General features: G+C 66.9%; 23 protein-coding genes. 17 read left to right on the top strand and 6 right to left on the bottom strand.

Translation table 11 applies throughout. From position 1 onward, the window contains the following. Positions 1-100: 100 nt before the first annotated feature. Together glpK and MQH31_RS07930 are read right to left on the bottom strand one after the other, a co-directional pair. Complete coding sequence (glpK, locus tag MQH31_RS07935) at positions 101-1,615, bottom strand: glycerol kinase GlpK (protein WP_243011543.1); 1,515 nt, start codon at positions 1,613-1,615, stop codon at positions 101-103. 149 nt (positions 1,616-1,764) lie between these two features. After that, positions 1,765-2,529 carry an MIP/aquaporin family protein gene (locus tag MQH31_RS07930; RefSeq protein WP_134531819.1) on the bottom strand — a complete coding sequence of 255 codons (765 nt, stop codon included), beginning with the start codon at positions 2,527-2,529 and terminating at the stop codon, positions 1,765-1,767. A 218-nt stretch (positions 2,530-2,747) separates the two neighbouring features. Here MQH31_RS07930 and dhaK point away from each other — a divergent pair, with 218 nt between their 5' ends. From dhaK to MQH31_RS07890, 8 genes are all read left to right on the top strand, one after another. After that, positions 2,748-3,749, top strand: coding sequence for a dihydroxyacetone kinase subunit DhaK (gene dhaK, locus MQH31_RS07925; protein WP_134531820.1), 1,002 nt, complete (start codon positions 2,748-2,750; stop codon positions 3,747-3,749). An 11-nt stretch (positions 3,750-3,760) separates the two neighbouring features. After that, positions 3,761-4,408: a dihydroxyacetone kinase subunit DhaL gene (gene dhaL, locus MQH31_RS07920; protein ID WP_134531821.1), complete on the top strand. Its 648-nt coding sequence runs from the start codon at positions 3,761-3,763 to the stop codon at positions 4,406-4,408. Beyond that, the gene (dhaM, locus tag MQH31_RS07915; RefSeq protein ID WP_243011542.1) at positions 4,401-5,141 is read left to right on the top strand and encodes a dihydroxyacetone kinase phosphoryl donor subunit DhaM; all 741 of its coding nucleotides are present in this window, start codon (positions 4,401-4,403) and stop codon (positions 5,139-5,141) included. Before dhaL ends, dhaM begins: the two co-directional genes overlap by 8 nt. Positions 5,142-5,271: 130 nt before the next feature. Next, positions 5,272-5,430: a hypothetical protein gene (locus MQH31_RS07910; protein WP_166792509.1), complete on the top strand. Its 159-nt coding sequence runs from the start codon at positions 5,272-5,274 to the stop codon at positions 5,428-5,430. Between the two features lie 141 nt (positions 5,431-5,571). Further along, complete coding sequence (locus tag MQH31_RS07905; protein ID WP_243011541.1) at positions 5,572-6,732, top strand: hypothetical protein; 1,161 nt, start codon at positions 5,572-5,574, stop codon at positions 6,730-6,732. Between the two features lie 46 nt (positions 6,733-6,778). Further along, entirely contained in the window at positions 6,779-8,020 is a 1,242-nt protein-coding gene (locus tag MQH31_RS07900; RefSeq protein WP_134531824.1) for a toxic anion resistance protein, read from the top strand. 2 nt (positions 8,021-8,022) lie between these two features. Next, positions 8,023-9,624, top strand: coding sequence for a vWA domain-containing protein (locus tag MQH31_RS07895; RefSeq protein WP_243011540.1), 1,602 nt, complete (start codon positions 8,023-8,025; stop codon positions 9,622-9,624). Then, positions 9,611-10,249, top strand: coding sequence for a hypothetical protein (locus tag MQH31_RS07890; RefSeq protein ID WP_243011539.1), 639 nt, complete (start codon positions 9,611-9,613; stop codon positions 10,247-10,249). The genes MQH31_RS07895 and MQH31_RS07890 overlap by 14 nt, the downstream gene beginning before the upstream one ends. A gap of 57 nt (positions 10,250-10,306) precedes the next feature. On the opposite strand, the gene MQH31_RS07885 is transcribed toward MQH31_RS07890, so the two are convergent. Continuing rightward, positions 10,307-10,936 (bottom strand): dihydrofolate reductase family protein, encoded by a 630-nt coding sequence (locus tag MQH31_RS07885; RefSeq protein ID WP_134531827.1) that lies wholly within the window; start codon positions 10,934-10,936, stop codon positions 10,307-10,309. A 134-nt stretch (positions 10,937-11,070) separates the two neighbouring features. On the opposite strand from MQH31_RS07885, the gene MQH31_RS07880 reads away from it, so the two are divergent. The 4 genes from MQH31_RS07880 to MQH31_RS07865 are packed head-to-tail and all read left to right on the top strand — an operon-like array spanning position 11,071 to position 13,154. Further along, positions 11,071-11,706, top strand: a complete 636-nt coding sequence (locus tag MQH31_RS07880; protein ID WP_243011538.1) for an ArsR/SmtB family transcription factor — start codon at positions 11,071-11,073, stop codon at positions 11,704-11,706. Position 11,707: 1 nt separating this feature from the next. Then, positions 11,708-12,394: an SRPBCC domain-containing protein gene (locus MQH31_RS07875; RefSeq protein ID WP_243011537.1), complete on the top strand. Its 687-nt coding sequence runs from the start codon at positions 11,708-11,710 to the stop codon at positions 12,392-12,394. Positions 12,395-12,438: 44 nt separating this feature from the next. Further along, positions 12,439-12,789, top strand: a complete 351-nt coding sequence (locus MQH31_RS07870; protein WP_243011536.1) for a hypothetical protein — start codon at positions 12,439-12,441, stop codon at positions 12,787-12,789. An 11-nt stretch (positions 12,790-12,800) separates the two neighbouring features. Next, the gene (locus tag MQH31_RS07865) at positions 12,801-13,154 is read left to right on the top strand and encodes a VOC family protein (RefSeq protein ID WP_243011535.1); all 354 of its coding nucleotides are present in this window, start codon (positions 12,801-12,803) and stop codon (positions 13,152-13,154) included. Positions 13,155-13,277: 123 nt separating this feature from the next. Here the strand turns inward: MQH31_RS07865 and MQH31_RS07860 are convergent, their stop codons facing one another. Beyond that, complete coding sequence (locus MQH31_RS07860; RefSeq protein WP_243011534.1) at positions 13,278-15,671, bottom strand: ATP-binding cassette domain-containing protein; 2,394 nt, start codon at positions 15,669-15,671, stop codon at positions 13,278-13,280. A gap of 154 nt (positions 15,672-15,825) precedes the next feature. Here MQH31_RS07860 and MQH31_RS07855 point away from each other — a divergent pair, with 154 nt between their 5' ends. Next, positions 15,826-16,419: an HdeD family acid-resistance protein gene (locus MQH31_RS07855; protein WP_243011533.1), complete on the top strand. Its 594-nt coding sequence runs from the start codon at positions 15,826-15,828 to the stop codon at positions 16,417-16,419. A 43-nt stretch (positions 16,420-16,462) separates the two neighbouring features. Here the strand turns inward: MQH31_RS07855 and MQH31_RS07850 are convergent, their stop codons facing one another. Further along, positions 16,463-17,227, bottom strand: coding sequence for an SDR family oxidoreductase (locus MQH31_RS07850; RefSeq protein WP_243011532.1), 765 nt, complete (start codon positions 17,225-17,227; stop codon positions 16,463-16,465). A gap of 117 nt (positions 17,228-17,344) precedes the next feature. Here MQH31_RS07850 and MQH31_RS07845 point away from each other — a divergent pair, with 117 nt between their 5' ends. The 4 genes from MQH31_RS07845 to MQH31_RS07830 all read left to right on the top strand — a co-directional run bounded on the left by MQH31_RS07845 (position 17,345) and on the right by MQH31_RS07830 (position 20,108). Next, positions 17,345-17,815, top strand: coding sequence for an NfeD family protein (locus tag MQH31_RS07845; RefSeq protein WP_134531834.1), 471 nt, complete (start codon positions 17,345-17,347; stop codon positions 17,813-17,815). Then, positions 17,812-18,840 carry an SPFH domain-containing protein gene (locus MQH31_RS07840; protein WP_243011531.1) on the top strand — a complete coding sequence of 343 codons (1,029 nt, stop codon included), beginning with the start codon at positions 17,812-17,814 and terminating at the stop codon, positions 18,838-18,840. Before MQH31_RS07845 ends, MQH31_RS07840 begins: the two co-directional genes overlap by 4 nt. 4 nt (positions 18,841-18,844) lie before the next feature. Beyond that, positions 18,845-19,633: a glycerophosphodiester phosphodiesterase family protein gene (locus tag MQH31_RS07835; protein ID WP_243011530.1), complete on the top strand. Its 789-nt coding sequence runs from the start codon at positions 18,845-18,847 to the stop codon at positions 19,631-19,633. Between the two features lie 109 nt (positions 19,634-19,742). Further along, on the top strand, positions 19,743-20,108 hold the full coding sequence (locus MQH31_RS07830) for an RNA polymerase-binding protein RbpA (RefSeq protein ID WP_134531837.1): 366 nt from the start codon (positions 19,743-19,745) through the stop codon (positions 20,106-20,108). A gap of 13 nt (positions 20,109-20,121) precedes the next feature. Here MQH31_RS07830 and lnt read toward each other — a convergent pair whose 3' ends face one another. Then, positions 20,122-21,705 (bottom strand): apolipoprotein N-acyltransferase, encoded by a 1,584-nt coding sequence (lnt, locus tag MQH31_RS07825; RefSeq protein WP_243011529.1) that lies wholly within the window; start codon positions 21,703-21,705, stop codon positions 20,122-20,124. Between the last annotated feature and the right edge of the window lie 54 nt (positions 21,706-21,759).

Below are 21,759 nucleotides of genomic sequence, written 5' to 3'. Positions count from 1 at the left end.
GTACCCCGAACCGATTCGACGGAGATTCTGGTGGAAAGAGCTTAAGACACGCTCCCCGGTGTTGCAGACCCAGAGTCTCCGTCGAATCAGTGCGGTGTTGCTAGAGGACGTCCTCGTCTACCCAGCCGAAGGTCTTCGTGACGGCCTTCTTCCAGTTGCGCAGCTGCCGGTCGCGCTCGGCCACGCTCATCTGCGGCGTCCAGCGACTGTCCTCCTGCCAGTTGGCGCGGAGCTCGTCGAGGCCGCTCCAGAAACCGACCGCGAGCCCGGCGGCGTATGCCGCGCCGAGCGCCGTCGTCTCCGCGACGACGGGCCGGACGACCGGCACGCCGAGGATGTCGGCCTGGAACTGCATGAGGGTGTTGTTGGCGATCATGCCGCCGTCGACCTTGATCTCGGTGAGCGGAACCCCGGAGTCGGCGTTGACCGCGTCGATCACCTCCCTGGTCTGGAACGCGGTGGCCTCGAGAGCCGCCCTGGCGATGTGGCCCTTGTTCACGAAGCGGGTCAGCCCGACCAGCGCGCCCCGGGCATCCGAACGCCAGTACGGCGCGAACAGCCCCGAGAACGCCGGCACGAAGTAGGCGCCGCCGTTGTCGTCGACGGACTTCGCGAGTGTCTCGACTTCTTCGGACGAGCTGATCATGCCGAGGTTGTCGCGCAGCCACTGCACGAGCGCACCGGTGACGGCGATCGATCCCTCGAGCGCGTAGTGCGGTTCGGCGTCGCCGAGCTTGTAGCCCAGGGTCGTGAGGAGCCCGTTCTTGGAGTGCACGATCTCGGTACCGGTGTTGAAGATCAGGAAGTTACCGGTGCCGTAGGTGTTCTTCGCCTCGCCCTGGTCGAACGCGGCCTGGCCGAACGTCGCCGCCTGCTGGTCGCCGAGGATTCCCGAAATCGGGACTTCGCGAAGCAGGCTGTGCTCGTTGACCGTGCCGTAGACCTCGGAGGAGGAGCGGATCTCGGGCAGCATCGACCGGGGCACGTCGAACGCGGCGAGGATGTCGTCGTCCCACTGCAGGGTCTCGAGGTCCATGAACAGGGTGCGGCTCGCGTTGGTGACGTCGGTCGCGTGCACGCCGCCCTCGAGCCCGCCGGTGAGGTTCCAGAGCACCCAGGAGTCCGTCGTGCCGAACATCAGCTCGCCGGCATCCGCCTTGGCCCGGGCGCCCTCGACGTTCTCGAGGATCCAGACGATCTTCGTGCCGGAGAAGTACGTGGCGAGCGGCAGGCCGACCTGCTTCTTGAAGCGCTCGACACCGCCGTCGGCGGCGAGGCGGTCGACGATGGACTGGGTGCGAGTGTCCTGCCAGACGATGGCGTTGTAGATCGGGAGCCCGGTGGTGCGGTCCCAGACCACGGCGGTCTCACGCTGGTTGGTGATGCCGACCGCGACGATGTCGTGCCGGGTCAGGTTCGCCTTGGACAGCGCCTGCCCGATGACCTCACGGGTGTTGTTCCAGATCTCCATCGGGTCGTGCTCGACCCAGCCGGCCTGCGGGAAGATCTGCTCGTGCTCGAGCTGGCCGGTCGAGACGATCGAACCGGCCTTGTCGAAGATGATCGCCCGGGAACTCGTGGTGCCCTGGTCGATGGCGATGACGTATTGGGCCATGGAATACCTCCTTGTATTGTTCTGACTCGTGCTGATACTGACTGGTGCTGATACTGACTGACCGGTGGTTCACTTTCAGAAGCTACGGATGGACATGCAGAAGCCGACCGGCCGGCCCGGGTTGGGGAACCGGCCGGTCGGCCAACGCGCTAGGTGAGGATGGGCAGGAGAGCGTACGAGGCCCATCCCGCGAGGACGCCGCCGATGATCGGCCCGACGACCGGAACCCAGGAGTACGCCCAGTCGGAGGACCCCTTGCCCTTGATCGGCAGGATGAAGTGCGCGATGCGCGGGCCGAGGTCACGGGCCGGGTTGATCGCGTACCCGGTCGGGCCACCGAGCGAGGTGCCGATCACAATGACGAGCAGGGCCACCGGAAGGGCGCCCAGGGCGGCGAGGCCGCCTGAGGTGCCCTGGCGGCCGCCGCCGAAGGCGATCACGACGAAGACCAGCACGAAGGTGCCGATGATCTCGGTGACGAGGTTCCAGCCGTAGGAGCGGATGGCCGGACCGGTCGAGAAGACGCCGAGCTTGTTGGCCGGGTTCGGTTCCTGGTCGAAGTGCTGCTTGTACGCGAGCCAGCAGAACACGGCCCCGATGATGGCGCCGAGGAGCTGGGCCGCGATGTAGACGAGCACCGACAGGAAGTTCACCGGAACCCCGGAGCCGAACTCGGTCGCACCGGAAGCGACGAGGCCGAGGGTGACGGCGGGGTTGAGGTGCGCACCGGAGTTGTACGCCACGATGACGCCGGAGAAGACGGCGAAACCCCACCCGATGGTGACCATCAGGAAGCCGCCACCGAGGCCTTTGTTCTTGGCCAGGGCGACGTTGGCTACGACACCGGTACCGAGGAGGACGAGCATCGCGGTGCCCACGACCTCCGACAAGAAAACGACTCCAATATTGTCCACGTTGACCTTCCTAGGTAGGGCTCGAGCGCTGAACAGTCTGGTCGCGGTGAGCGACTGGCAACACCATAGCGCGCTGATATCCCGAGCGAAATGGGCAGGTGGAGGGCTGGTTCGTCCCTTACCTCCTCGCCGTCCTGCGCGTAGGTTAAGGACAGCTCCGTATCGACTGGAAAGATGCGACGCCGACCGATCATCCCCGTCCGACCGAAGGAAGAGTCATGAAGAAGCTCGTCAATGATCCCAAGAACGTTGTCGATGAGGCAGTGGCCGGGTTCGCCGCCGCGCACGGAGACATCGTGCGCGTGTCCAGCGATCCCACTTTCATCGTCCGCGCCGACGCCCCGGTGACCGGCAAAGTCGGCCTGGTCAGCGGAGGGGGAAGCGGCCATGAACCGATGCACGGCGGATTCGTCGGCGTCGGCATGCTCGACGCCGCCGTACCCGGTGCCGTCTTCACCTCGCCGACCCCCGATCCCATCCTCGCCGCGACGCAGGCGGTCAACGGCGGTGCCGGAGTTCTGCACATCGTCAAGAACTACACCGGTGACGTGCTCAATTTCGAGACGGCTGCAGACCTCGCCCTCGCGGACGGCATCGAGGTCCGCACCGTCATCGTCAATGACGACGTCGCCGTGAAGGACTCGCTGTACACCGCCGGACGTCGCGGAGTCGCAGGAACGGTCCTCGTCGAGAAGATCGCCGGAGCGGCGGCCGAACGCGGTGACGACCTCGCGGCCGTCGCCGCCGTCGCGGAGAAGGTCATCGGACAGGTGCGCACGATGGGCGTTGCGCTGACACCGTGCGTCGTTCCGCACGCGGGGGAGCCGAGCTTCACCCTGGCAGAGGACGAGATCGAGATCGGCATCGGCATCCACGGAGAGCCGGGAAGGGAGCGGATCAAGCTCGAGCCCGCAGACGCCATCGTCGACCGTCTCCTCGGCCCGATTCTCGAGGACATTCCGTTCGTGAGCGGGGATTCGGTGCTCCTCCTCGTCAACGGGATGGGCGGAACCCCGCAGATCGAGCTCTACATCGTCTTCCGGAGGGCCGCAGAAGTCCTTGCCGCCAAGGGGATCACGGTGACCCGCACGCTGGTCGGGAATTTCACCACGTCCCTCGAAATGCAGGGCATGTCCATCACCGTTCTCAAACTCGATGACGAGCTCACGGCGCTCTGGGATGCGCCGGTGCAGACTGCGGCGCTACGGTGGGGACGGTAGAAGGAGATTCCATGAATCTGAGTGTCACCTGGGCTGAAGCCTGGATCCGGCAGTGTGTGGACGTTATCGCCGACCATCGCGTGGAGCTGATCACCCTCGACAGGGACATCGGCGACGGCGACCACGGCGAGAACATGGACCGTGGCTTCCAGGCTGTGCTGGGGAAACTCGACACCCTCCCGGCCGAGTCCGTCCCCGGCGACGTCCTCAAACTCGTTGCGACGACACTCATCTCCACGGTGGGCGGCGCGGCAGGGCCGCTCTACGGAACGGCTTTCCTGAAGGCGGCCGTTGCCGTGGCGGGGAAGCCTGACCTGGACGGTGCCGCGGTCGTCGCACTGTTGACGGCGGCACGGGACGGAATCGTGCTCAGGGGCAAGGCGGAGAGCGGCGACAAGACCATGGTCGACGCCTGGACTCCTGCGGTGGACGCCGCGGCGGCTGCCGAACGTGCCGGAGCGACGCCGGTCGCCATCCTCGTCGAGGCCGCGGATGCGGCGGAAGCAGGCGCGGTTGCAACCGAGCCGCTCGTCGCACGGAAGGGACGCGCGAGCTATCTCGGCGAACGAGCCATCGGACACCGCGATCCGGGCGCCCAGTCCAGCGCCCTGCTTCTGCGTGCCGCAGCCGAGACCGCCGAGCGGGTTGCCGATGAGTGATCCGGCGCCTGTCGCCACCGTCGCCCTCGTCGGCCTCGTCTTCGTGTCCCACAGCTCGCTGATCGCCAAGGGCCTCGTCGATCTCGCCCGCCAGATGGCACCGAGCGTGCGCATGCTGCCGGCAGGCGGCACCGACGACGACCGGATCGGAACGAGCTTCGCCAAGGTGGCGGCCGGTATCGAGGCAGCGGACGCAGGGAAGGGAGTGGTCGTGCTCTGCGACCTCGGCTCCGCAATCCTGACCGCGGAATCGGCATTGGACTTCCTCGATGATGAAACCCGATCCCGGGTCGTCATCGCCGACGCACCCCTCGTCGAAGGCGCCGTCGCAGCCGCCGTCGCCGCACAGATCGGCGGCGATCTGCCTGCCGTGGAGTCGGCGGCCCGGTCGGCGAGGGCATCGCACTCCGGTGCCCCAGCTGGCGAGGTGCCGGTCCCTGCCGCCGATGCCGGGCCCGGTCATGCGGGTGTCGACACGACAGTGACACGGACGGTGACCCTGATCAACGCGGACGGACTGCACGCCAGGCCCGCCGCGGAGTTCGTGACCCTCGCCGCCACCCTCGGCGTTCCCGTCACGGTCAACGGTCGCGATGCGGCGAGCCTCCTGGCCATCATGGGCCTCGGGCTGACCCGTGGCGCGCGGGTCGAACTCTCGGCGACCGGTGACGGCGCGGCCGCGGCGGTCGACGCTCTCGCCACGCTCATCGAATCGGGGTTCGGCGAGGCGTGACCTTTCCGGGGCGGGCGTGTCGCCGGCGGATTTCGCCTCTGAGAGATTCGGCCCCGCACAACCCGAATGGTTCTATGCTGGCCGCATGAGCCAGGTCAACACAGCGCCGTGCCCCGTGTGCGGCCATCCCATGAGCGAACACACGATCGTGCACGGCGCCCACGACACGATCCTGAACTGTCCGGTGCCCCATCCGGGCGCGTGGGACAGGGACGCATTCGAACCGGTGAACGAATTCGGCATGGTCACCCACCAGCACCCCGAGGAGGACCCGCCCGACCGCGGCTGAAATCTCTGAAATCTCCAGCCCCGTACCAGCAACCGCTGATCAGCGCATGAGTTCACCAGAAATTTCCCTGGATGCCCTATTGTCTGCAGTGCAGATCTCCTGCACAACGCCATACCACCGAATCCAGACGGTATCCATCGAATGAACGCCACAGCCAAGCGAGTGATCGGGCTCGTCCTCGCGGGTCTGCTCATCGTGGGCGTCGTCATCGTCGTGGTCGGCGGACGCCTGTTCGGAGGAACGACCGGCACCGCTCCGGCGGCCACAGACCTCCGCGTCGTACACGGGGTCATCGGCTCGGAGAAGAAGCCGTTCTTCGACGATCCGGCCGTCCGGGCGGTCTTCGCCGAGAAGGGGCTCGACGTCGCGGTCGTCACGGCGGGATCACGCCAGATCGCCACCTCCGTCGATCTCACCGGCGTCGATTTCGTGTTCCCGTCGTCCGCGCCCGCCGCCGAGAAGATCCGGCGTGAAGCCGGGGCGCGGAGCGTGTTCTCGCCGTTCTACTCGCCGCTCGCGATCGCGACCTTCCTGCCGATCGTGACGCTCCTGCAATCCGCGGGAATCGCGAACCAGGATGCCGCGGGCACCTGGCACCTGAACGTCGCCGAGTACCTCAAGGCCGTCGCCGCAGGAACCCGCTGGAATCAGCTCCCCGGTGCCGCGGCGAGCTACAACAGCTCCCGCTCGATCCTGATCTCGAGCACGGACATCCGCCAGTCGAATTCCGCGGCCATGTACCTCGCGATCGCGTCCTACGTCGCCAACGGGGAGAGCGTCATCAGTTCAGCGGACGCGGAGGCCGCCGTGATCGATCCGATGGCTGCGCTCTTCCTCCAGCAGGGCTTTTCAGCCTCCTCGTCGGAGGCGCCCTTCGAGGACTACCTCTCCCAGGGAATCGGATCGAAGCCCCTCGTGATGATCTATGAGGCCCAGTTCCTCGGCCGGCAGATGAGCGCCACCGGACGCAGCGCCATCACCCCCGACATGGTCCTGATGTATCCGGACCCGACCGTGCTCTCGAAGCACACGGTGGTTCCGCTGTCCGAGCAGGGATCCCAGGTCGGCGAGCTGCTCCAGTCCGATCCTCGCCTCGCCCGTCTCGCCGCGCAGTACGGGTTCCGTCCGGCCGACCCTGCCGTGTTCACGGCAGCCCTCGCCGATAACGGCCTCACGGTGCCCGCAAGTCCGGTCAACGTCATCGACCCGCCCAGCTACGAGACGCTCGAGGCGATGATCACGACCATCAGCGGGCGGTACGACACCCCGCTGGCGTCCCCGGACGCAAACGTCGACAAATGACCCGAACCATTCCCGCTGAACGTTCATCCGGAGACCAAGGAGCACCATGGCAGACGCATCCCTCGACCTGAGCACTCCCACACCGGGCGAGAGGCCGGCCGCCGGTGCGACAACGGCCCCGAGCGTCGACACCGGCCTCGTGCTCGTGCCGCCGAACGCGGTCCCGGACATCGGTGGCACCCAGGCCAGCGCGATGATGCCGATCAACGACTCCCGCGCTCAGGAACTCGAGGGACGCGCGCGCGCCTTCGTCGCGGACCTCATCGACCGTGACCCGTCCGCGCCGGAATTCCAGAAGAAGATCACCGACGTCGCCCAGATGGGCCGTGACGAGATCCGGGCCGCATCCGAGGTCAGCAACCGGATGCTTCAGCGCCCCGTCGCAGCCCTTGCCGCCGCGCGCGGGAAGGGTGACGAGGCCGACGCGCAGCGGCGGGTCGCCAGCACCCTCGTCGAACTCCGCGGAACGATCGAGGACCTCGACCCGTCGAGGGCCGACGGCGGGGTCGCACAGTTCCTCCTCAATCTGATCCCGTTCCGGGACAAGCTGCGCAGCTATTTCGCCCGGTACGCCTCCGCGCAAAGCCAGCTCAACAAGATCATCCATTCGCTCCAGAACGGGCAGGACGCCCTGCTCAAGGACAATGCAGCGGTCGAAGGCGAGAAGGTGCGGCTCTGGGAGACGATGAGCCGGCTCCAGGAGTACGCCGTCCTCACGAGCGCACTCGACACCCAGCTCGTGGAACAGATCGACACGGTCAGGACGACCGACCCGGCGAGGGCCGATGCGCTCACGAGCGACCTCCTCTTCACGATCCGCCAGAAGCACCAGGACCTGCTCACCCAGCTCGCCGTGAGCGCCCAGGGCTACCTCGCCCTCGACGTCGTGCGGAAGAACAACGTCGAACTCATCAAGGGCGTCGAACGGGCGACGACGACGACGATCTCCGCCCTGCGCACCGCCGTGATCGTCGCACAGGCACTCGCCAACCAGAAGCTCGTCCTCGACCAGATCACCGCCCTCAACACGACGACCTCGAACCTGATCGTGTCGACCTCGCAGATGCTCAAGACCCAGTCCGTCGCCATCAGCGAGCAGTCGGCATCCGCCACCATCAGTCTCGAATCGTTGGAAACGGCCTTCCAGAACATCTACGAGACCATGGACGCCCTGGACAGCTACAAGCTCAAGGCTGTCGCGACAATGGCCCAGACGGTCGACACCCTGCAGACCCGCCTCGCCGAGGCCACCGCATACCTCGAGCGAGCCCGGCCGGAAGCGCACTGAGCATGCGCCGCCTCCTGAAGACCCTCGGCCTGGCCACGGTCACGGCGCTCGTGCTGGCCGGCTGCACGGTTGCGCAGCCGAACGAGCAGGACGGCCTGCCCAACGACGCCAGCACCCTGCGGGTCCTGGCGGGCAGCGAGGTCAAGGACATGGCTCCGATCCTGGAGTCCGCCGCAGCGGACAAGGGAATCCGGGTGGTCTTCGACTACACCGGCACCCTGGCCGGCACGGAACTCGTGGCCTCCGGCCGCGCCGCCGGCCGCTATGACGCGACGTGGTTCCCGAACAACCGATACCTGTCGCTGCTTCCCGGGGCCGCCAAGGCCGTCTCCTCGAGCGTCAAGATCATGAGTTCGCCGGTCGTCCTCGGTCTCCGGCCAGAGGTTGCAACCCGGCTGGGCTGGGATTCCACCCCGCCGACCTGGGCGGACCTCGCCGCCGCAGCCGCCGGCGGCGAATTCACCTATGGCATGACCAATCCCGCTGCCTCCAACTCCGGGTTCAGTGCCCTCGTCGCCGTCGCAACGGCGCTGTCCGGCACCGGAACCGCTCTCACCGATGCGGACGTGACCGCGGTCAGCCCGGAACTGACCCGGTTCTTCTCCGGGCAGAAGCTCACCGCCGGGTCCTCGGGGTTCCTCGCGGACAAGTTCGTCGCAGACCCCACCCTCGTCGACGGCGTCATCAACTACGAGTCCGTCCTCCTCGGTCTCGCCGACAAGGGTGCGCCGCTCACGATTGTCCGGCCGACCGACGGAGTCGTCACGAGCGACTATCCGCTCACCCTGCTGGCCTCGGCCGACACGGGCAAGCGTCCGCTCTTCGACACCCTCACGGCCTGGCTGACCACGGACGCCGTGCAGCGGAGAATCGTGTCGGAGACCCACCGGCGACCCGGCGTCCCCGGGATCGACACCGGCTCGGCCTTCCCGGCCGGCATCCTCTTCGAGACGCCATTCCCGAACACCCTGGAGGTCGCAAACACCCTGATCGGGACGTACCTCGACACGGTGAGGGCACCCGCGCAGACGCTCTTTGTGCTCGACACCTCCGGGTCGATGGCGGGGGAGCGGCTGACCGCGCTCCAACAGGCGCTCAAGAACCTCGCCGGGGCGGACTCCTCGACGACGGGCGGTTTTGCCGCATTCCGCAACCGTGAGCGCGTGACCCTGATCCCGTTCAGTACCGCCCCGGATACCCCGACGATCGTCGACGTGCCGCAGGCGGACAAGACCGAGGCCCTGCAACGGATCCGCGATGTCGCGGACGGGCTCTCCGCGGACGGCGGCACGGCGATCTACGCCTCGCTGGAGCGCGCGTATGCACTCGCCCGGCAGCAGAAGGCCGAGCGACCTGACACCTTCGTCTCGATCGTGCTCATGACCGACGGAGAGAACACCGACGGGCCAACGTCGAAGGACTTCGCGGCGTACTACACGGCGCAGGGCGAGGATACCCGGTCGATCGCGACCTACGTCGTGCTCTTCGGCAATGGCAACGTCGACGAGCTCACGAGCGTGGCGAAGCTCACCGGCGGCCAGGCGTTCGATGCACTGAACGGCGACCTGTCGAGCGCATTCCAGGACATTCGTGGGTACCAGTAGCGTGTCGCGATGGCTTGCCTCGACCAAGAACATCGCGGGTTCGGCACTGGGCCTCGCGACACTCGGCGCGCATGTCGCGGTCGGTCTCGGCCCGCTGTGGCCCGTTCTCGTCGTCGCGATGTACGCGGTCGGCGCGCTCGTCGCGCCGCGCGACCGTGTCGACCTGCGGCCGGGGCCGCTGCACGGAAACGGGGGAGTGGCGTCAGCGGCAGACCTAACAGCCCAGTTGGCCGTGCTGAGGCGTTCGATGACGTCGGAGAACCGCCGCCTGCCCGAGGAAGCGAGCGTCAGGATCGCCCGGATCCTGGACGCCCTCGATCAGGTCGTCGCCCGCTGGACGGACCTGTCCGAAGCGGCGGACCAGGCCCATACCGTCGAGCAGATGATCCTCGACTACCTGCCGACGTCGATCCAACGGTTCGTGAACCTGCCACGGAGCTTTGCGATCGCGAGCCGGGTCGAAGGGAAGAAGACGGCCCAGGACGAACTCATCGAACAGCTCGACATCCTCGAAACCGAGAGCGATCGCATCCGCACCGCGCTCTACGCGAAGGATCTCGCAGCGCTCGAAGACCAGAGCCGCTTCCTGCGCGAGAAGTTCGGCCGATCGGAACTCGACCTCTAGGTCAGACGAGTCCGGTCAGACGAGTCCGGTCACGCGAGTCCGGTCACGCGAGTCCGGTCACGCGAGTCCGGGAAGCGGCACCGGCGGTGCCGGTGCGACGGGGGCCGCGGGGCGATAGGTCGCGATGATGACGCCAGTGCTCGTCGTCCGGCTGTCGACGAGGTCGAGCGAAGCGGATGGGCCGCCGTCCGGGAAGAGGCGTCGACCGGTGCCGAGCACCAACGGGTGGATCAGGAGCGTGTACTGGTCGATCAGGCCCCAGCGCATCAGCGCCCGCACGAGCTCGCCGCTGCCCAGGATGACGATGTCCTTGCCGGGCTGCTCGCGGAGTTCCGCGACGGTGGTCGTCGCCTCACCGCTCAACAGGATCGAGTTGTTCCAGCTCAGGGGGCCGGGAAGCGTTTTCGACGTCACGTACTTCGGGATGTTGTTGATCACCTCGGTGTACGGGTTTTCGACGGTCATCGCCGGCCAGATCGATGCGAAGTCCGCGTAGGTCTTGCGTCCGAAGAGCAGGGCGCCTGCGTCGCCGATTCCCGCGGCCATGACGCTGCCCATCACCGAGTCGGCATAGGGCTGAGCCCAGCCGCCGAGGTCGAAGCCATCCCTGCGATCCTCGTTTGCCCGGCCGGGCGCCTGCATCACGCCGTCGAGGGTCACGCTGTTGGTAACCACGATTCTGCTCATCGAAACTCCTTTCCTCCGTCTGCAAACTTACTGCCCGGCGTCGGATCTGCTAATTCGGGGGACTGAGATCGCGCCCGCGCTTTCCGGCGATCCGATCTGTTGACAAAAAATACTGTCGGTGAAAGCATGGGCACATGCTTGAAGTCGCCGTCATCGACACCGCGGCCGCGGCGGCTGCCTCGCTCGAACCCACGCGCAGCCGACTGCTCGCCGAGCTCGGCACGCCCGGTTCGGCCACGTCGCTCGCGGCCAGGCTCGGCCTGCCCCGGCAGAAGATCAACTACCACCTGCGCGAACTGGAACGTCACGGCCTGATCGAGCTTGTCACCGAGCGCCGCAGGGGGAACATGACCGAGCGCGTGATGCGGGCGACGGCTCAGTCATTCGTGATCTCGCCATCCGCGCTCGGGGGAGTGGCTCCGGACCCGCGGCGCGGGGTGAACGAATTCTCGGCGCGCTGGATGCTCGCCGTCGCCGCCCGCCTGGTCCAGGAGGTCGGTACCCTGCTCGACCGGTCCGCACGCGCCCACCGTCCGCTCGCGACATTCACGATCGACAGCGAACTGCGCTTCGCGTCCGCGGCCGATCGCGCCGGATTCAGTACCGAACTCGCCCTCGCGGTCGCGACCCTCGTCGCCCGTTACGATTCACCGCAATCGGAGGGTGGCCGCGCCCACCGGCTCGTCCTCGCGCTGCACCCGAGCATCACCCGGCCCGCGGAGACCGCCACGCCAGCAGACACCATCACGCCAGCAGACAGGGAGAACTGACATGAGCACGGACTTCGAGATCGTCGTCGAGGGGGAGTACCCCGGCGATCCTGAGCAGATGTGGGACGCCGTCACCCACAACACGGCGGCGTGGCTGTTCCCGACGGACGGCATGCCCGGCGTCGACGTGGTCTCGGAGCGCCCGACCCACCACGTGAACCGCATGGAGGGAACCGACGGATGGTTCAACCAGCTCGAACAGGTCATCGAACCGCGTCCCGGAGGCCGTTCGTTCCTCCGCTGGGTGCACAGTGGCGTCATCCAGGACGACTGGGACAACCAGTACGACGCTGCGAGCAGGCACACCGTGTTCTACCTGCACACCCTGTCCGAGTACCTCGAGCATTTCGCGGGCCGCAGTGCCGTCTTCACCGACGTACAGGGTCCGGCGGCCTCTGGCGGTCCCGAGGGATTCGAGACGCTCCGGAGCGCCCTCGGGTTGACGCCCGCTTCTGTCGTGGGGGAGACGGTCACTGTCGCGCTGCCGGGGGTGCCTGCCAGCGCGGCCACCGTCGACTGGAACGCCGAGCACTTCATCGGGCTCCGCACGGACGACGCCCTCTACCGGTTCTTCGGCCGAAACGCCTTCGGCGCGGTCGTCGGGCTGACCGTGCACCGGTTCGGCGATGACGATGCTGCGGGCCTTCCGCCCGAATGGACAGCGTGGCTCGACGGCCTGTACGGCTGAAGGGGACTCTGGAAACCGGGCGGCTCGCGCGCTACCGTTGCAGCATGACCGCAATGGATCTGGCTACTCTCCGACGCCTGGCCGGTGAGGGCAATGAAGAGGCCTCGAACCGGCTCGTCGAACTGGCGGCGGAGCGCGGCGACCTTGTCGAACTGCGCGCCCTGGTGGATTCCGGCAGTGAACTCGCCGGAGAACAGCTCGCGCGGCTCGCGGGGGAGCGCGGTGACATCGACGAGTTGCGCCGTCTGGTCGACGAGGGCAACGAACTGGCGGCGGACAAGCTGGCCCAGTTCGCCGCCGCGCGGGAGGACTTCGACGAACTGAGCCATCTCGCCGACGAGGGCAACGAGGTCGCCGCGACTCTGCTGACACGTCTCATCCGAGGAACCGAGTAGGGGAGCGAACAGTGGCCGTGACGGGAATCGGAGGACTCTTCTTCCGCAGCACTGATCCGGAGGCCCGGGCCGCCTGGTACCGGGAGCACCTCGGTATCGAAGCGGGCCAGGCCGGTGTCTGGCAGCAGCAGGCGGGCCCGACTGTGTTCGCGCCCTTTCCCTCCGAAAGTGACTATTTCTCGGAGAAGCAATCGTTCATGCTCAACCTCCGTGTCACGGACCTCGATGCACTCGCCGCAGAGCTCACGGCGGCGGGCGTCCCTGTCGAGCGTCGACCGGAGTGGGACACGACCGACTACGGCCGATTCGCGCGCATCCACGATCCCGAGGGGCTTCCGATCGAGCTGTGGGAGCCACCGACCTGAGCTCGCGGCTGACCACTGTCATGGCCTGTGGCAACTCCAACTGACATAATGTGCATTATCGGTCATTACCGATCCCGGATATCGAAGGCGGTTCGACGGCAACCGCCAACACCGGGATCCCGGTCAGGCGCCGACGTACGCCGCGAGGAACTGACCGGTGAGGGTCGACCGCGCGGCGACGAGTTCGGCGGGCGTTCCTTCGAAGACGATGCGTCCGCCGTCGTGTCCGGCGCCAGGGCCGAGGTCGATGATCCAGTCGGCGTGTGCCATGACCGCCTGGTGGTGTTCGACGACGATCACGGACTTGCCCGAATCGACCAAGCGATCCAGCAGGCCCAGGAGCTGCTCGACATCGGCGAGGTGCAGGCCGGTGGTCGGCTCGTCGAGAACGTAGACATCGCCCTTCTCGGCCATCTGGCTCGCGAGCTTGAGCCGCTGGCGTTCACCCCCCGAGAGGGTCGTCAGCGGCTGGCCGAGGCTCAGGTAGCCGAGCCCGACATCCGCCAGCCGGACCAGGATGGCGTGAGCGGCCGGCGTTCGTGACTCCCCCGCGCCGAAGAATTTCTCGGCTTCGGTGACCGACATTGCGAGGACCTCGCTGATGTCGCGTCCGCCGAGGTGGTACTCGAGCACGGATGCCTCGAACCGCTTCCCTTCGCACACCTCGCAGGTCGTCGCGACGGTGGCCAGAACGCCGAGGTCGGTGTAGATGACGCCCGCCCCGTTGCAATTGGCGCAGGCACCCTCCGAATTGGAACTGAACAGGGCCGGCTTGACGCCGTTGGCCTTGGCGAAGGCCTTGCGGATCGGCTCGAGCATTCCGGTGTATGTCGCCGGGTTGCTACGCCGGGAACCCCGGATACCGCCCTGGTCGATCGACACGACGTCGGCCCCTGCCGGGATCGACCCGTGCACGAGCGAACTCTTTCCCGACCCGGCGACCCCGGTCAGCACGACGAGCACGCCGAGCGGGATGTCGACGTCGACGTTCTGCAGGTTGTTCTTCGTCGCACCGCGGATCTCCAGTGCCCCCGTGGGTGTGCGTACGGTGTCTTTGAGGACGGAGCGGTCGTCGAAATGGCGACCCGTGAGAGTTCCACTCGTCCGTAGCTCCTCGACGGTGCCCTCGAAGCAGACGGTTCCGCCTGCCGTTCCCGCGCCAGGGCCGAGGTCGACGACGTGGTCGGCGATCACGATCGTCTCCGGTTTGTGTTCGACCACGAGGACGGTGTTCCCCTTGTCGCGCAGCTGCAGCAGGAGCGTGTTCATGCGTTCGATGTCGTGGGGGTGCAGGCCGATGGTGGGTTCGTCGAAGACGTAGGTGACGTCGGTCAGCGAGGAGCCCAGGTGCCGGATCATCTTGGTGCGCTGCGCTTCACCACCGGACAGCGTTCCGGCGGGCCGATCGAGAGACAGATACCCCAGTCCGATCTCCACGAAGGAGTCCAGGAGCTGGCGCAGCACGCTCAGGAGCGGCGAAACGGACGGTTCATCGAGGCCGCGCACCCAGCTGGCCAGATCGCTGATCTGCAGGGAACAGGCATCCGCGATACTGATCCCGGAGACCATTGAGGACCGGGCGGCCGCGCTGAGGCGGGTCCCCCGGCACTCCGGGCAGGTCGTAAACGTGACCGCGCGGTCGACGAACACGCGGATGTGCGGCTGCATCGCCTCACGGTCCTTGGAGAGGAATGCCTTCTGCACCTTGGGCACGAGGCCCTCGTACGTCATGTTGATGTCCCCCACCTTCACCTTGACCGGTTCCCGGTAGAGGAAGTCCTCCAGTTCCTGCGCGCTGTAGTCGCGGATCGGCTTGTCGGCGTCGAGGAAACCGGACCCGGTGAAGATCCGCACGCCCCAGCCGTCCGGCGTGTAGCCGGGGATGGTGAGCGCCCCCTGGTTGAGCGACTTGGCCGCGTCAAAGAGCTGCGTCAGATCGATGTCGTTGATCGTTCCCATGCCTTCGCAGCGCGGGCACATGCCTCCGGTGACCGTGAAGCTCCGCCGTTCCTTCACGGTCTTCCCCGCCCGTTCCATCGTCACGGCGCCCGCTCCGCTGATGGAGGCGACGTTGAAGGAATAGGCCTGAGGCGAGCCGATGTGCGGCTGTCCCAGCCTGCTGAAGAGGATGCGCAGCAGCGAGTTCGCGTCGGTCGCGGTTCCGACGGTCGACCGGGAATTGGCGCCCATCCGTTCCTGGTCGACGATGATCGCCGTCGTGAGTCCCTCGAGCACGTCCACGTCCGGCCGGGCCAGGGTCGGCATGAAGCCCTGCAGGAAGGCGCTGTACGTCTCGTTGATCATCCGCTGGGACTCCGCGGCGATCGTGCCGAACACGAGGGAGCTCTTGCCGGAACCGGAGACGCCGGTGAACACCGTCAGTCGACGTTTGGGGATGTCGACGGTGACGTTCTTGAGGTTGTTCTCCCTGGCACCCTGCACTCGGATCAGGTCGTGGACGTCTGCGGCGTGCGCACGCGGCAACGGGAGGTTCGGTGTCGGGGAGATGCTCGTCATGGCTCCATTCAAGCAGCATCGCTCGCTTGGGCGGCCTCGTGCAGAAACCCCGGAACTCCCCCACTCGGCCATTGCGCCAGAGGTGCCCTCTTCGCTACAGTCTCGGTGACCGAACCCCTCATTCGCGGGGTTCCCGAGTCCGAGGAGCGCAGCCATGTCGAACCCCGTCGCCGTATTCGATCTCACGATCGATCCACGGACCCTGAGCAAGTCGGAAGTGACCACCATCCGAACGGCCATGGCCATCGGCGGTGTGGTCGCCGTGATCCTCGGAGTGATGATCCTGGTCTGGCCAGGCGCGACCCTCAACGTCATTGCGGTGCTCTTCGGGCTCTACTTCCTGGTCGGCGGGATCGCGCGCATCGTTCGCGGCATCGCGATGGCCGGGGGAAGCGCCGGAGTCCGCGTGCTGAACATCCTGCTGGGCGTCCTGCTGCTGGTCGCGGGCATCGTCGCGATCCGGAATCCGATCGGGTCCCTTGCCGTGCTCGGCATGGTCATCGGGATCTCGTGGCTGATCGAAGGCGTCGCGGCGCTCGTCGAGACTGCGTCGGATTCCAGCCGATGGTTCGGAATCCTCTTCGCGGTGATCAGCATCGTCGCCGGCATCGTGGTGCTGCTCTCCCCCGTCGATTCACTGGGGGTGCTCGTCGTCGTCGGCGGCGTCTTCCTGATCGTCTCCGGCCTCGTGCAGCTGGTGATGTCCTTCACCCTCGGCCGTGGAGCGCAGAGCACCGTCACCGACTGACGTTCCGGCCCGCGTGCGCGTCGCCGCTTGCCAGTAGCGCTTTCTAGTCCGTGACCATGTCCGTCGTGTCGCCGACGTACCGAGTGTTGCCCGCGGGAACCGGCTCGACGGCGGCCAGGGCGACTTCCGCGGCGAATTCGCTCACGTTGTAGAGACGACCGGCGGCGACCTTGCGGGCGCTCATCGTTCCGGGGCTCGAACGCTCGAGGAGGGTCGCGGTGACGGTGCCCTCGATGATGTCGCCGGAGACCACGACGAAGCCGATGCCGTCGGACTCGAGTTCGGGGATGAGCGCGCGCAGGGCGTCTTCACCGGCGCGCTTGCTCCGTGCGACCGGCACGTACTCCGGCATCGTCGGGGCGGTCTCGAAGAAGTGCGCCTGGTGGCTCGTGACAAACACGACCCTGGCTCCGGCGCCCAGCAGGGGGCGGACGGCCGCGAGGAGGTTGAGCTGGGCATCCCGGTTGAGCTTCATCGCATAGTCGGGCGCCATCCCGGTTTCCATGCCACCGGAGGCATTCATCACGAGGATGTCGAGTCCGCCGTATTCAGCACGGATCGTCTCGATCATGGCCGCAACGGAGGCCTCATCGGTGAGGTCGGCGCCCGCGGTGATGGCCGTTCCGCCGGCCGCGCGGATGGCGTCGGCGACCTTGATCGCCCGCGCCTCCTTGTTGCGGAAGTTGATGACGACGCTCGCTCCGGCCTCCGCGAAGATTCCGACGGTTGCGGCTCCCACGCCCCGGGAAGAACCGGTGACAAGGACACGCTGTCCGTTCAGTGAACCTGCGGCAAGTGGGTTGGTCACACGAACTCCTCAAATAACGAACTGGGTCTAGCAGAAGACCTTACCAAGAACCCCGCCCCCCGCCCGTGTCGGCACACCTGCTAGTTTGAGAAGGGGAACACAATGGGGAGGGTCACGATGGACGTATTCGCTGCAAATTACGCGTGGGTTGTCTGGCTGGTGCTCATACTGATCTTCATCACCATCGAGATGGTCACTCTGGACCTCACGTTCCTGATGATCTCGCTCGGCAGCCTCGGCGGCCTGGTTTCCGGCCTCTTCGGTGTGCCGTGGTGGGGCCAGCTCGTGATCGCCGCCCTTCTGTCCATGGTGCTGCTGCTCGGCATCCGCCCACCCCTGCTCCGGGTACTCAAACGCGGCGGCGACCCGACCCTCAGCAACGTCGACGCGCTCCTCGGCCAGGACGGTCATATCGTGAGCTCGACCGGGCCGTTGGCCCAGGTTCGCCTCGCGAACGGCGAGACCTGGACCGCGCGCTTCTCCCCGCTGGTCGAACCGGCCGTCTTCGCGCCGGGCGAACGTGTCATCGTCATCGCCATCGACGGGGCGACCGCAGTGGTCATCCCGGCAGAAAGGAACATTTCATGAGTGATCCGACCCAGGTTGTCGTGCAGGTGATCGTCGTCGCTTTCGTCGCGGCGCTCGTCATCTTCGTGATCGTCACCCTCGCGAAGTCCATCCGCATCATCCCCCAGGCCAGGGCCGGGGTCGTGGAGAGGCTGGGCCGGTACCACAAGACGCTCATGCCCGGCCTCAACATCCTGATCCCGTTCGTCGATCGACTGCGTCCCCTCATCGACCTGCGCGAGCAGGTCGTATCCTTTCCGCCCCAGCCGGTGATCACCGAGGACAACCTCGTCGTGTCGATCGACACGGTCGTGTACTTCCAGGTGACGGATGCCCGGGCGGCGACCTACGAGATCGCCAACTACCTCGGCGCGGTCGAACTGCTCACCACGACGACCCTCCGTAACGTCGTCGGCGGGCTGAACCTCGAGGAAGCGCTCACGAGCCGCGACAACATCAACGGCCAGCTCCGCATCGTGCTCGACGAGGCCACGGGCAAGTGGGGCATCCGGGTCGGCAGGGTCGAGCTCAAGGCCATCGATCCGCCGCACTCCATCCAGGACTCGATGGAGAAGCAGATGCGTGCCGAGCGTGACCGTCGTGCGCTGATCCTGACCGCGGAGGGCACCAAGCAGTCCGCCATTCTCACCGCGGAAGGCGCCCGCCAGGCGGCCATCCTCTCCGCAGAGGGCGACGCGAAGGCGGCCGTCCTCCGCGCACAGGGTGAAGCCGAGGCGATCACGACCGTGTTCCGGGCGATCCACGAGGGCGACCCCGACCCGAAGCTCCTCGCGTACCAGTACCTGATGACTCTCCCGAAGCTCGCAGAGGGCAGCGCGAACAAGCTCTGGATCGTGCCGAGTGAACTCACCGAGGCGATGAAGGGCATCGGCCGCGCGTTCGGCGATCGGCCCGTCGCCGGGTCCGCCGTTTCCCCGGAGGCCACCGCTCAAGTCGCCACTCCCCCGGTCGCCACTCCCCCTGCAGCCGCATCGACTATGGCTGCACCCACGACGCCCGCACCCTCGCACGCCGCAGAGGGGTAGTCCCGTGGTCTCGGGCGGCCCCTCCTCGTTCCTGGCCGGGCCGCCCCCGCGCATTTTCGCCCACCGCGGGTTCGCGCTGAACGCACCGGAGAACACGGTCCTCGCGTTCCGGCACGCTCTGGACAACGGTGCGACCCATCTGGAGACAGACGTTCACTCGTCCAGGGACGGGGTCGCGGTGCTCAGCCATGACGCCCGCCTTGCCCTGCCCGAGCTGGACATCCATCTCGAAGAGCTGCGCGTCACCGAACTGCAACGGATCGATCTCGGCTTCGGCCAGTCCTTCTCCACTCTCACGGAAGCGCTCGACGCCTTCCCGGAGGCGCGATTCAACCTCGACGTGAAGTCAGAGGACGCCGTCGCCGCGACGGCCGCCGCCGTGCTCGCGGCGGGCGCGACCGACCGGGTCCTCGTGACTTCCTTCTCCGAGGAACGCCGCAGACGGACGGTCCGGCTCCTGCCTGGCGTGGCCTCGAGTGCCTCGGCGGCCATCGTCGCGCAGGTTGTCGTCGCCGCCCGGCTCGGGAATGCGGCACTCCTCCGGCGTGTTCTCAGCGGATGCGTCGCTGTTCAGGTACCCGAGACGGCGTCCGTGCTGCGTGTCGTGACCCCCCACTTCGTGCGAGCCGTCCATTCGGTCGGCGTTGAGGTGCATGTCTGGACAGTCAACGACCCCGCGGCCATGGAACGCCTGCTGGACACCGGCATCGACGGCCTCGTGACCGACCGGACGGACCTCGCCGCTGCGCTGATCGGTCGCAGGTCCGAGCGCGACACGCCCGGGCTGCCATAAATCCCGCTTCCGAAACTGAGAGTTATCACCGAGTACGGGCATAACGGAAAGATAACGCCCAGCTTGACGGTTTATAACTGAGAGTTGCATCGCGAGAGGAGACCACACAATGGCGGATCGCAGTTTGCGTGGCATGAGGTTGGGCGCACAAAGCCTTCAAAGCGAAGAGGGCGTAACCTTTTCACCACGAGTTAGTCACACATATCTGTGTGCAACGTGCTCACGAGAGACGGTGATGATCTTTTCGGCGGAGGCGGAAGCCCCCGACGAGTGGGAATGCAGGTTCTGTTCCCAGACGGCCACCCGGCTCGTCGATTCCAAGCCCGTCATCGTCGATCACTCGGCCGAGAAGGTACCGCGCACGCACTGGGACATGCTCCTGGAACGTCGCACCCGTCCCGAGCTCGAGGAACTGCTCGAGGAGCGCCTGGCGTTCCTGCGCGCACGTCGCGGACAGCAGAAGATCGGCGCCTGACGCCGAGCAGACACTACGCACGCACCCGATTCTGTCGGGTGCGTTCTGCGTTAACCGGGCGAACCGGTCGAACCGGCACCGCGGTCGCACGCCAGCGCGCGTGCCGTCGTGTGGACGGCGCGAAGACCAGGCAGAAGACGAGCCCCGCGAGGCCGAGTCCGGAGACGAGCCACTCGATTCCCCGGCCGGCCGCCATCGCCGGGGTCACCGTCGTGCTGAGTGGAACGGTCTGCACCATGGAGCCGGGGACCCAGGTCGGCAGGCTGTCGATCGTGTAGCCGTCCGGCGCGATGATGGCGCTCGAGCCGACCGTCGAGATATTGACGACGGTGCGCCCGGCCTCGATCGCGCGCAGCCGGGCGATCGCCAGCTGCTGGACGCTCTCGTCCGTGTGCCCGAAGTCGGCGTTGTTGGTCTGGGCGAGGATGACCGTCGCCCCGGAGTCGATCATCTGGTGCACGAGCTGGTCGTCGGCGATGTCGAAGCAGATCGCGATGCCGGCCAGTATCCCGTTGACGTCGAAGACGTTCGGTTGGGTGCCGAGCTGGTAGTCCCGAGAGATCAGGTCGATCAACTCCGGGGCAAAAGGACGCCAGAAAACCCGATCAGGCATGTATTCCGCGAAAGGAACCGGGTGCACTTTGTCGTAGAGGGCCGTGGCCCCCTCCCCCGCCTTCCAGAGCACGCTCGTGTTGTAGTACTTGCCGTCCCGGTAGGTGATCGTGCCCGTGATGAGCGGGGCCATCATCGCGCGGCTCACGTAGTCGAGGACGTGTGCGGCGTCCTGCGACCGGGTCGGGTCGATGTCACTGCCGTTTTCCGGCCACACGACGAAGTCGACCGGATCCCCGACCAGCGGCAGGGTCGCCGAGGTGTGGTCGGAGAGGATCTGCCCCGGCGAATACTGTGCGAACAGCCCGGCATCGGAAGCGCCCTGGACGGCGGCGATCCTGGTCTCCCCCGACTGGGCGATGGAGACGGCGGGCACGACGAGCAGCAGGGCGACGGATGCCGTGAGCACCGTCCACCGGGCGAGCACTCCCCAGCCGACCTCCCGCAGCAACTGCAGCGCGAGCGCACTGAGCCAGACCATCAGGAAGCTGAGTCCGGACATCCCGACCCAGGCCACGAGGCCCGCGAACGGGCTCTCCGACTGCGAGATAGCCACGCGCCCCCAGGCGAAGCCGCCGTACGGCCAGACGGCGGAAATCGCCTCACGCGCCGTCCAGAGGCCGGCAACGACCAACGGGACCATGCCCAGGCGTCCCCAGCGCGTGGGCCACGCCCGCGGGCCGCGGTTCAGGACGACGGCGACGAGCCAGAGGCCGACGCCGAAGAAGATCGCCTCGAGCCCTCCGAGTGCGAGCCAGGGCACCGGGCCCAGGTAGAGGGTGATCCAGCTGATGTGGATCAGCCAGAACGATAGTCCGGCGACCATACCGACGAGAAGGGCAGGCGCCGGGCGGCGACCGAGCAGGGCGAGGAACATCAGCACGACCCCAATAGGCGCCAGGACCCACCACGAACGGTCGGGGAAACCGCCGTCGAGGATCGCTCCCGCGGCGGCGGCGAGCACAACGGCCGCCGGGAGGGGCAACCGGAATTCCTCTCGATCCCTAGCCGTCTCGACGTTGTTCATCGGCACACCAGT

The organism is Cryobacterium zhongshanensis (assembly GCF_022760445.1).
Classification (GTDB): domain Bacteria; phylum Actinomycetota; class Actinomycetes; order Actinomycetales; family Microbacteriaceae; genus Cryobacterium; species Cryobacterium algoricola.
Note: the sequence above shows the minus strand (reverse complement) of the source record. Positions and strands in the feature narration are given on the sequence as shown.

Coding starts and splice junctions, on each gene's coding strand:
- glpK (WP_243011543.1), bottom strand. CDS start 1,615: ATGGCCCAATACGTCATCGCCATCGACCAGGGCACCACGAGTTCCCGG.
- dhaK (WP_134531820.1), top strand. CDS start 2,748: ATGAAGAAGCTCGTCAATGATCCCAAGAACGTTGTCGATGAGGCAGTG.
- dhaL (WP_134531821.1), top strand. CDS start 3,761: ATGAATCTGAGTGTCACCTGGGCTGAAGCCTGGATCCGGCAGTGTGTG.
- dhaM (WP_243011542.1), top strand. CDS start 4,401: ATGAGTGATCCGGCGCCTGTCGCCACCGTCGCCCTCGTCGGCCTCGTC.
- MQH31_RS07910 (WP_166792509.1), top strand. CDS start 5,272: ATGAGCGAACACACGATCGTGCACGGCGCCCACGACACGATCCTGAAC.
- MQH31_RS07905 (WP_243011541.1), top strand. CDS start 5,572: ATGAACGCCACAGCCAAGCGAGTGATCGGGCTCGTCCTCGCGGGTCTG.
- MQH31_RS07900 (WP_134531824.1), top strand. CDS start 6,779: ATGGCAGACGCATCCCTCGACCTGAGCACTCCCACACCGGGCGAGAGG.
- MQH31_RS07895 (WP_243011540.1), top strand. CDS start 8,023: ATGCGCCGCCTCCTGAAGACCCTCGGCCTGGCCACGGTCACGGCGCTC.
- MQH31_RS07885 (WP_134531827.1), bottom strand. CDS start 10,936: ATGAGCAGAATCGTGGTTACCAACAGCGTGACCCTCGACGGCGTGATG.
- MQH31_RS07880 (WP_243011538.1), top strand. CDS start 11,071: ATGCTTGAAGTCGCCGTCATCGACACCGCGGCCGCGGCGGCTGCCTCG.
- MQH31_RS07875 (WP_243011537.1), top strand. CDS start 11,708: ATGAGCACGGACTTCGAGATCGTCGTCGAGGGGGAGTACCCCGGCGAT.
- MQH31_RS07870 (WP_243011536.1), top strand. CDS start 12,439: ATGACCGCAATGGATCTGGCTACTCTCCGACGCCTGGCCGGTGAGGGC.
- MQH31_RS07860 (WP_243011534.1), bottom strand. CDS start 15,671: ATGACGAGCATCTCCCCGACACCGAACCTCCCGTTGCCGCGTGCGCAC.
- MQH31_RS07855 (WP_243011533.1), top strand. CDS start 15,826: ATGTCGAACCCCGTCGCCGTATTCGATCTCACGATCGATCCACGGACC.
- MQH31_RS07845 (WP_134531834.1), top strand. CDS start 17,345: ATGGACGTATTCGCTGCAAATTACGCGTGGGTTGTCTGGCTGGTGCTC.
- MQH31_RS07840 (WP_243011531.1), top strand. CDS start 17,812: ATGAGTGATCCGACCCAGGTTGTCGTGCAGGTGATCGTCGTCGCTTTC.
- MQH31_RS07830 (WP_134531837.1), top strand. CDS start 19,743: ATGGCGGATCGCAGTTTGCGTGGCATGAGGTTGGGCGCACAAAGCCTT.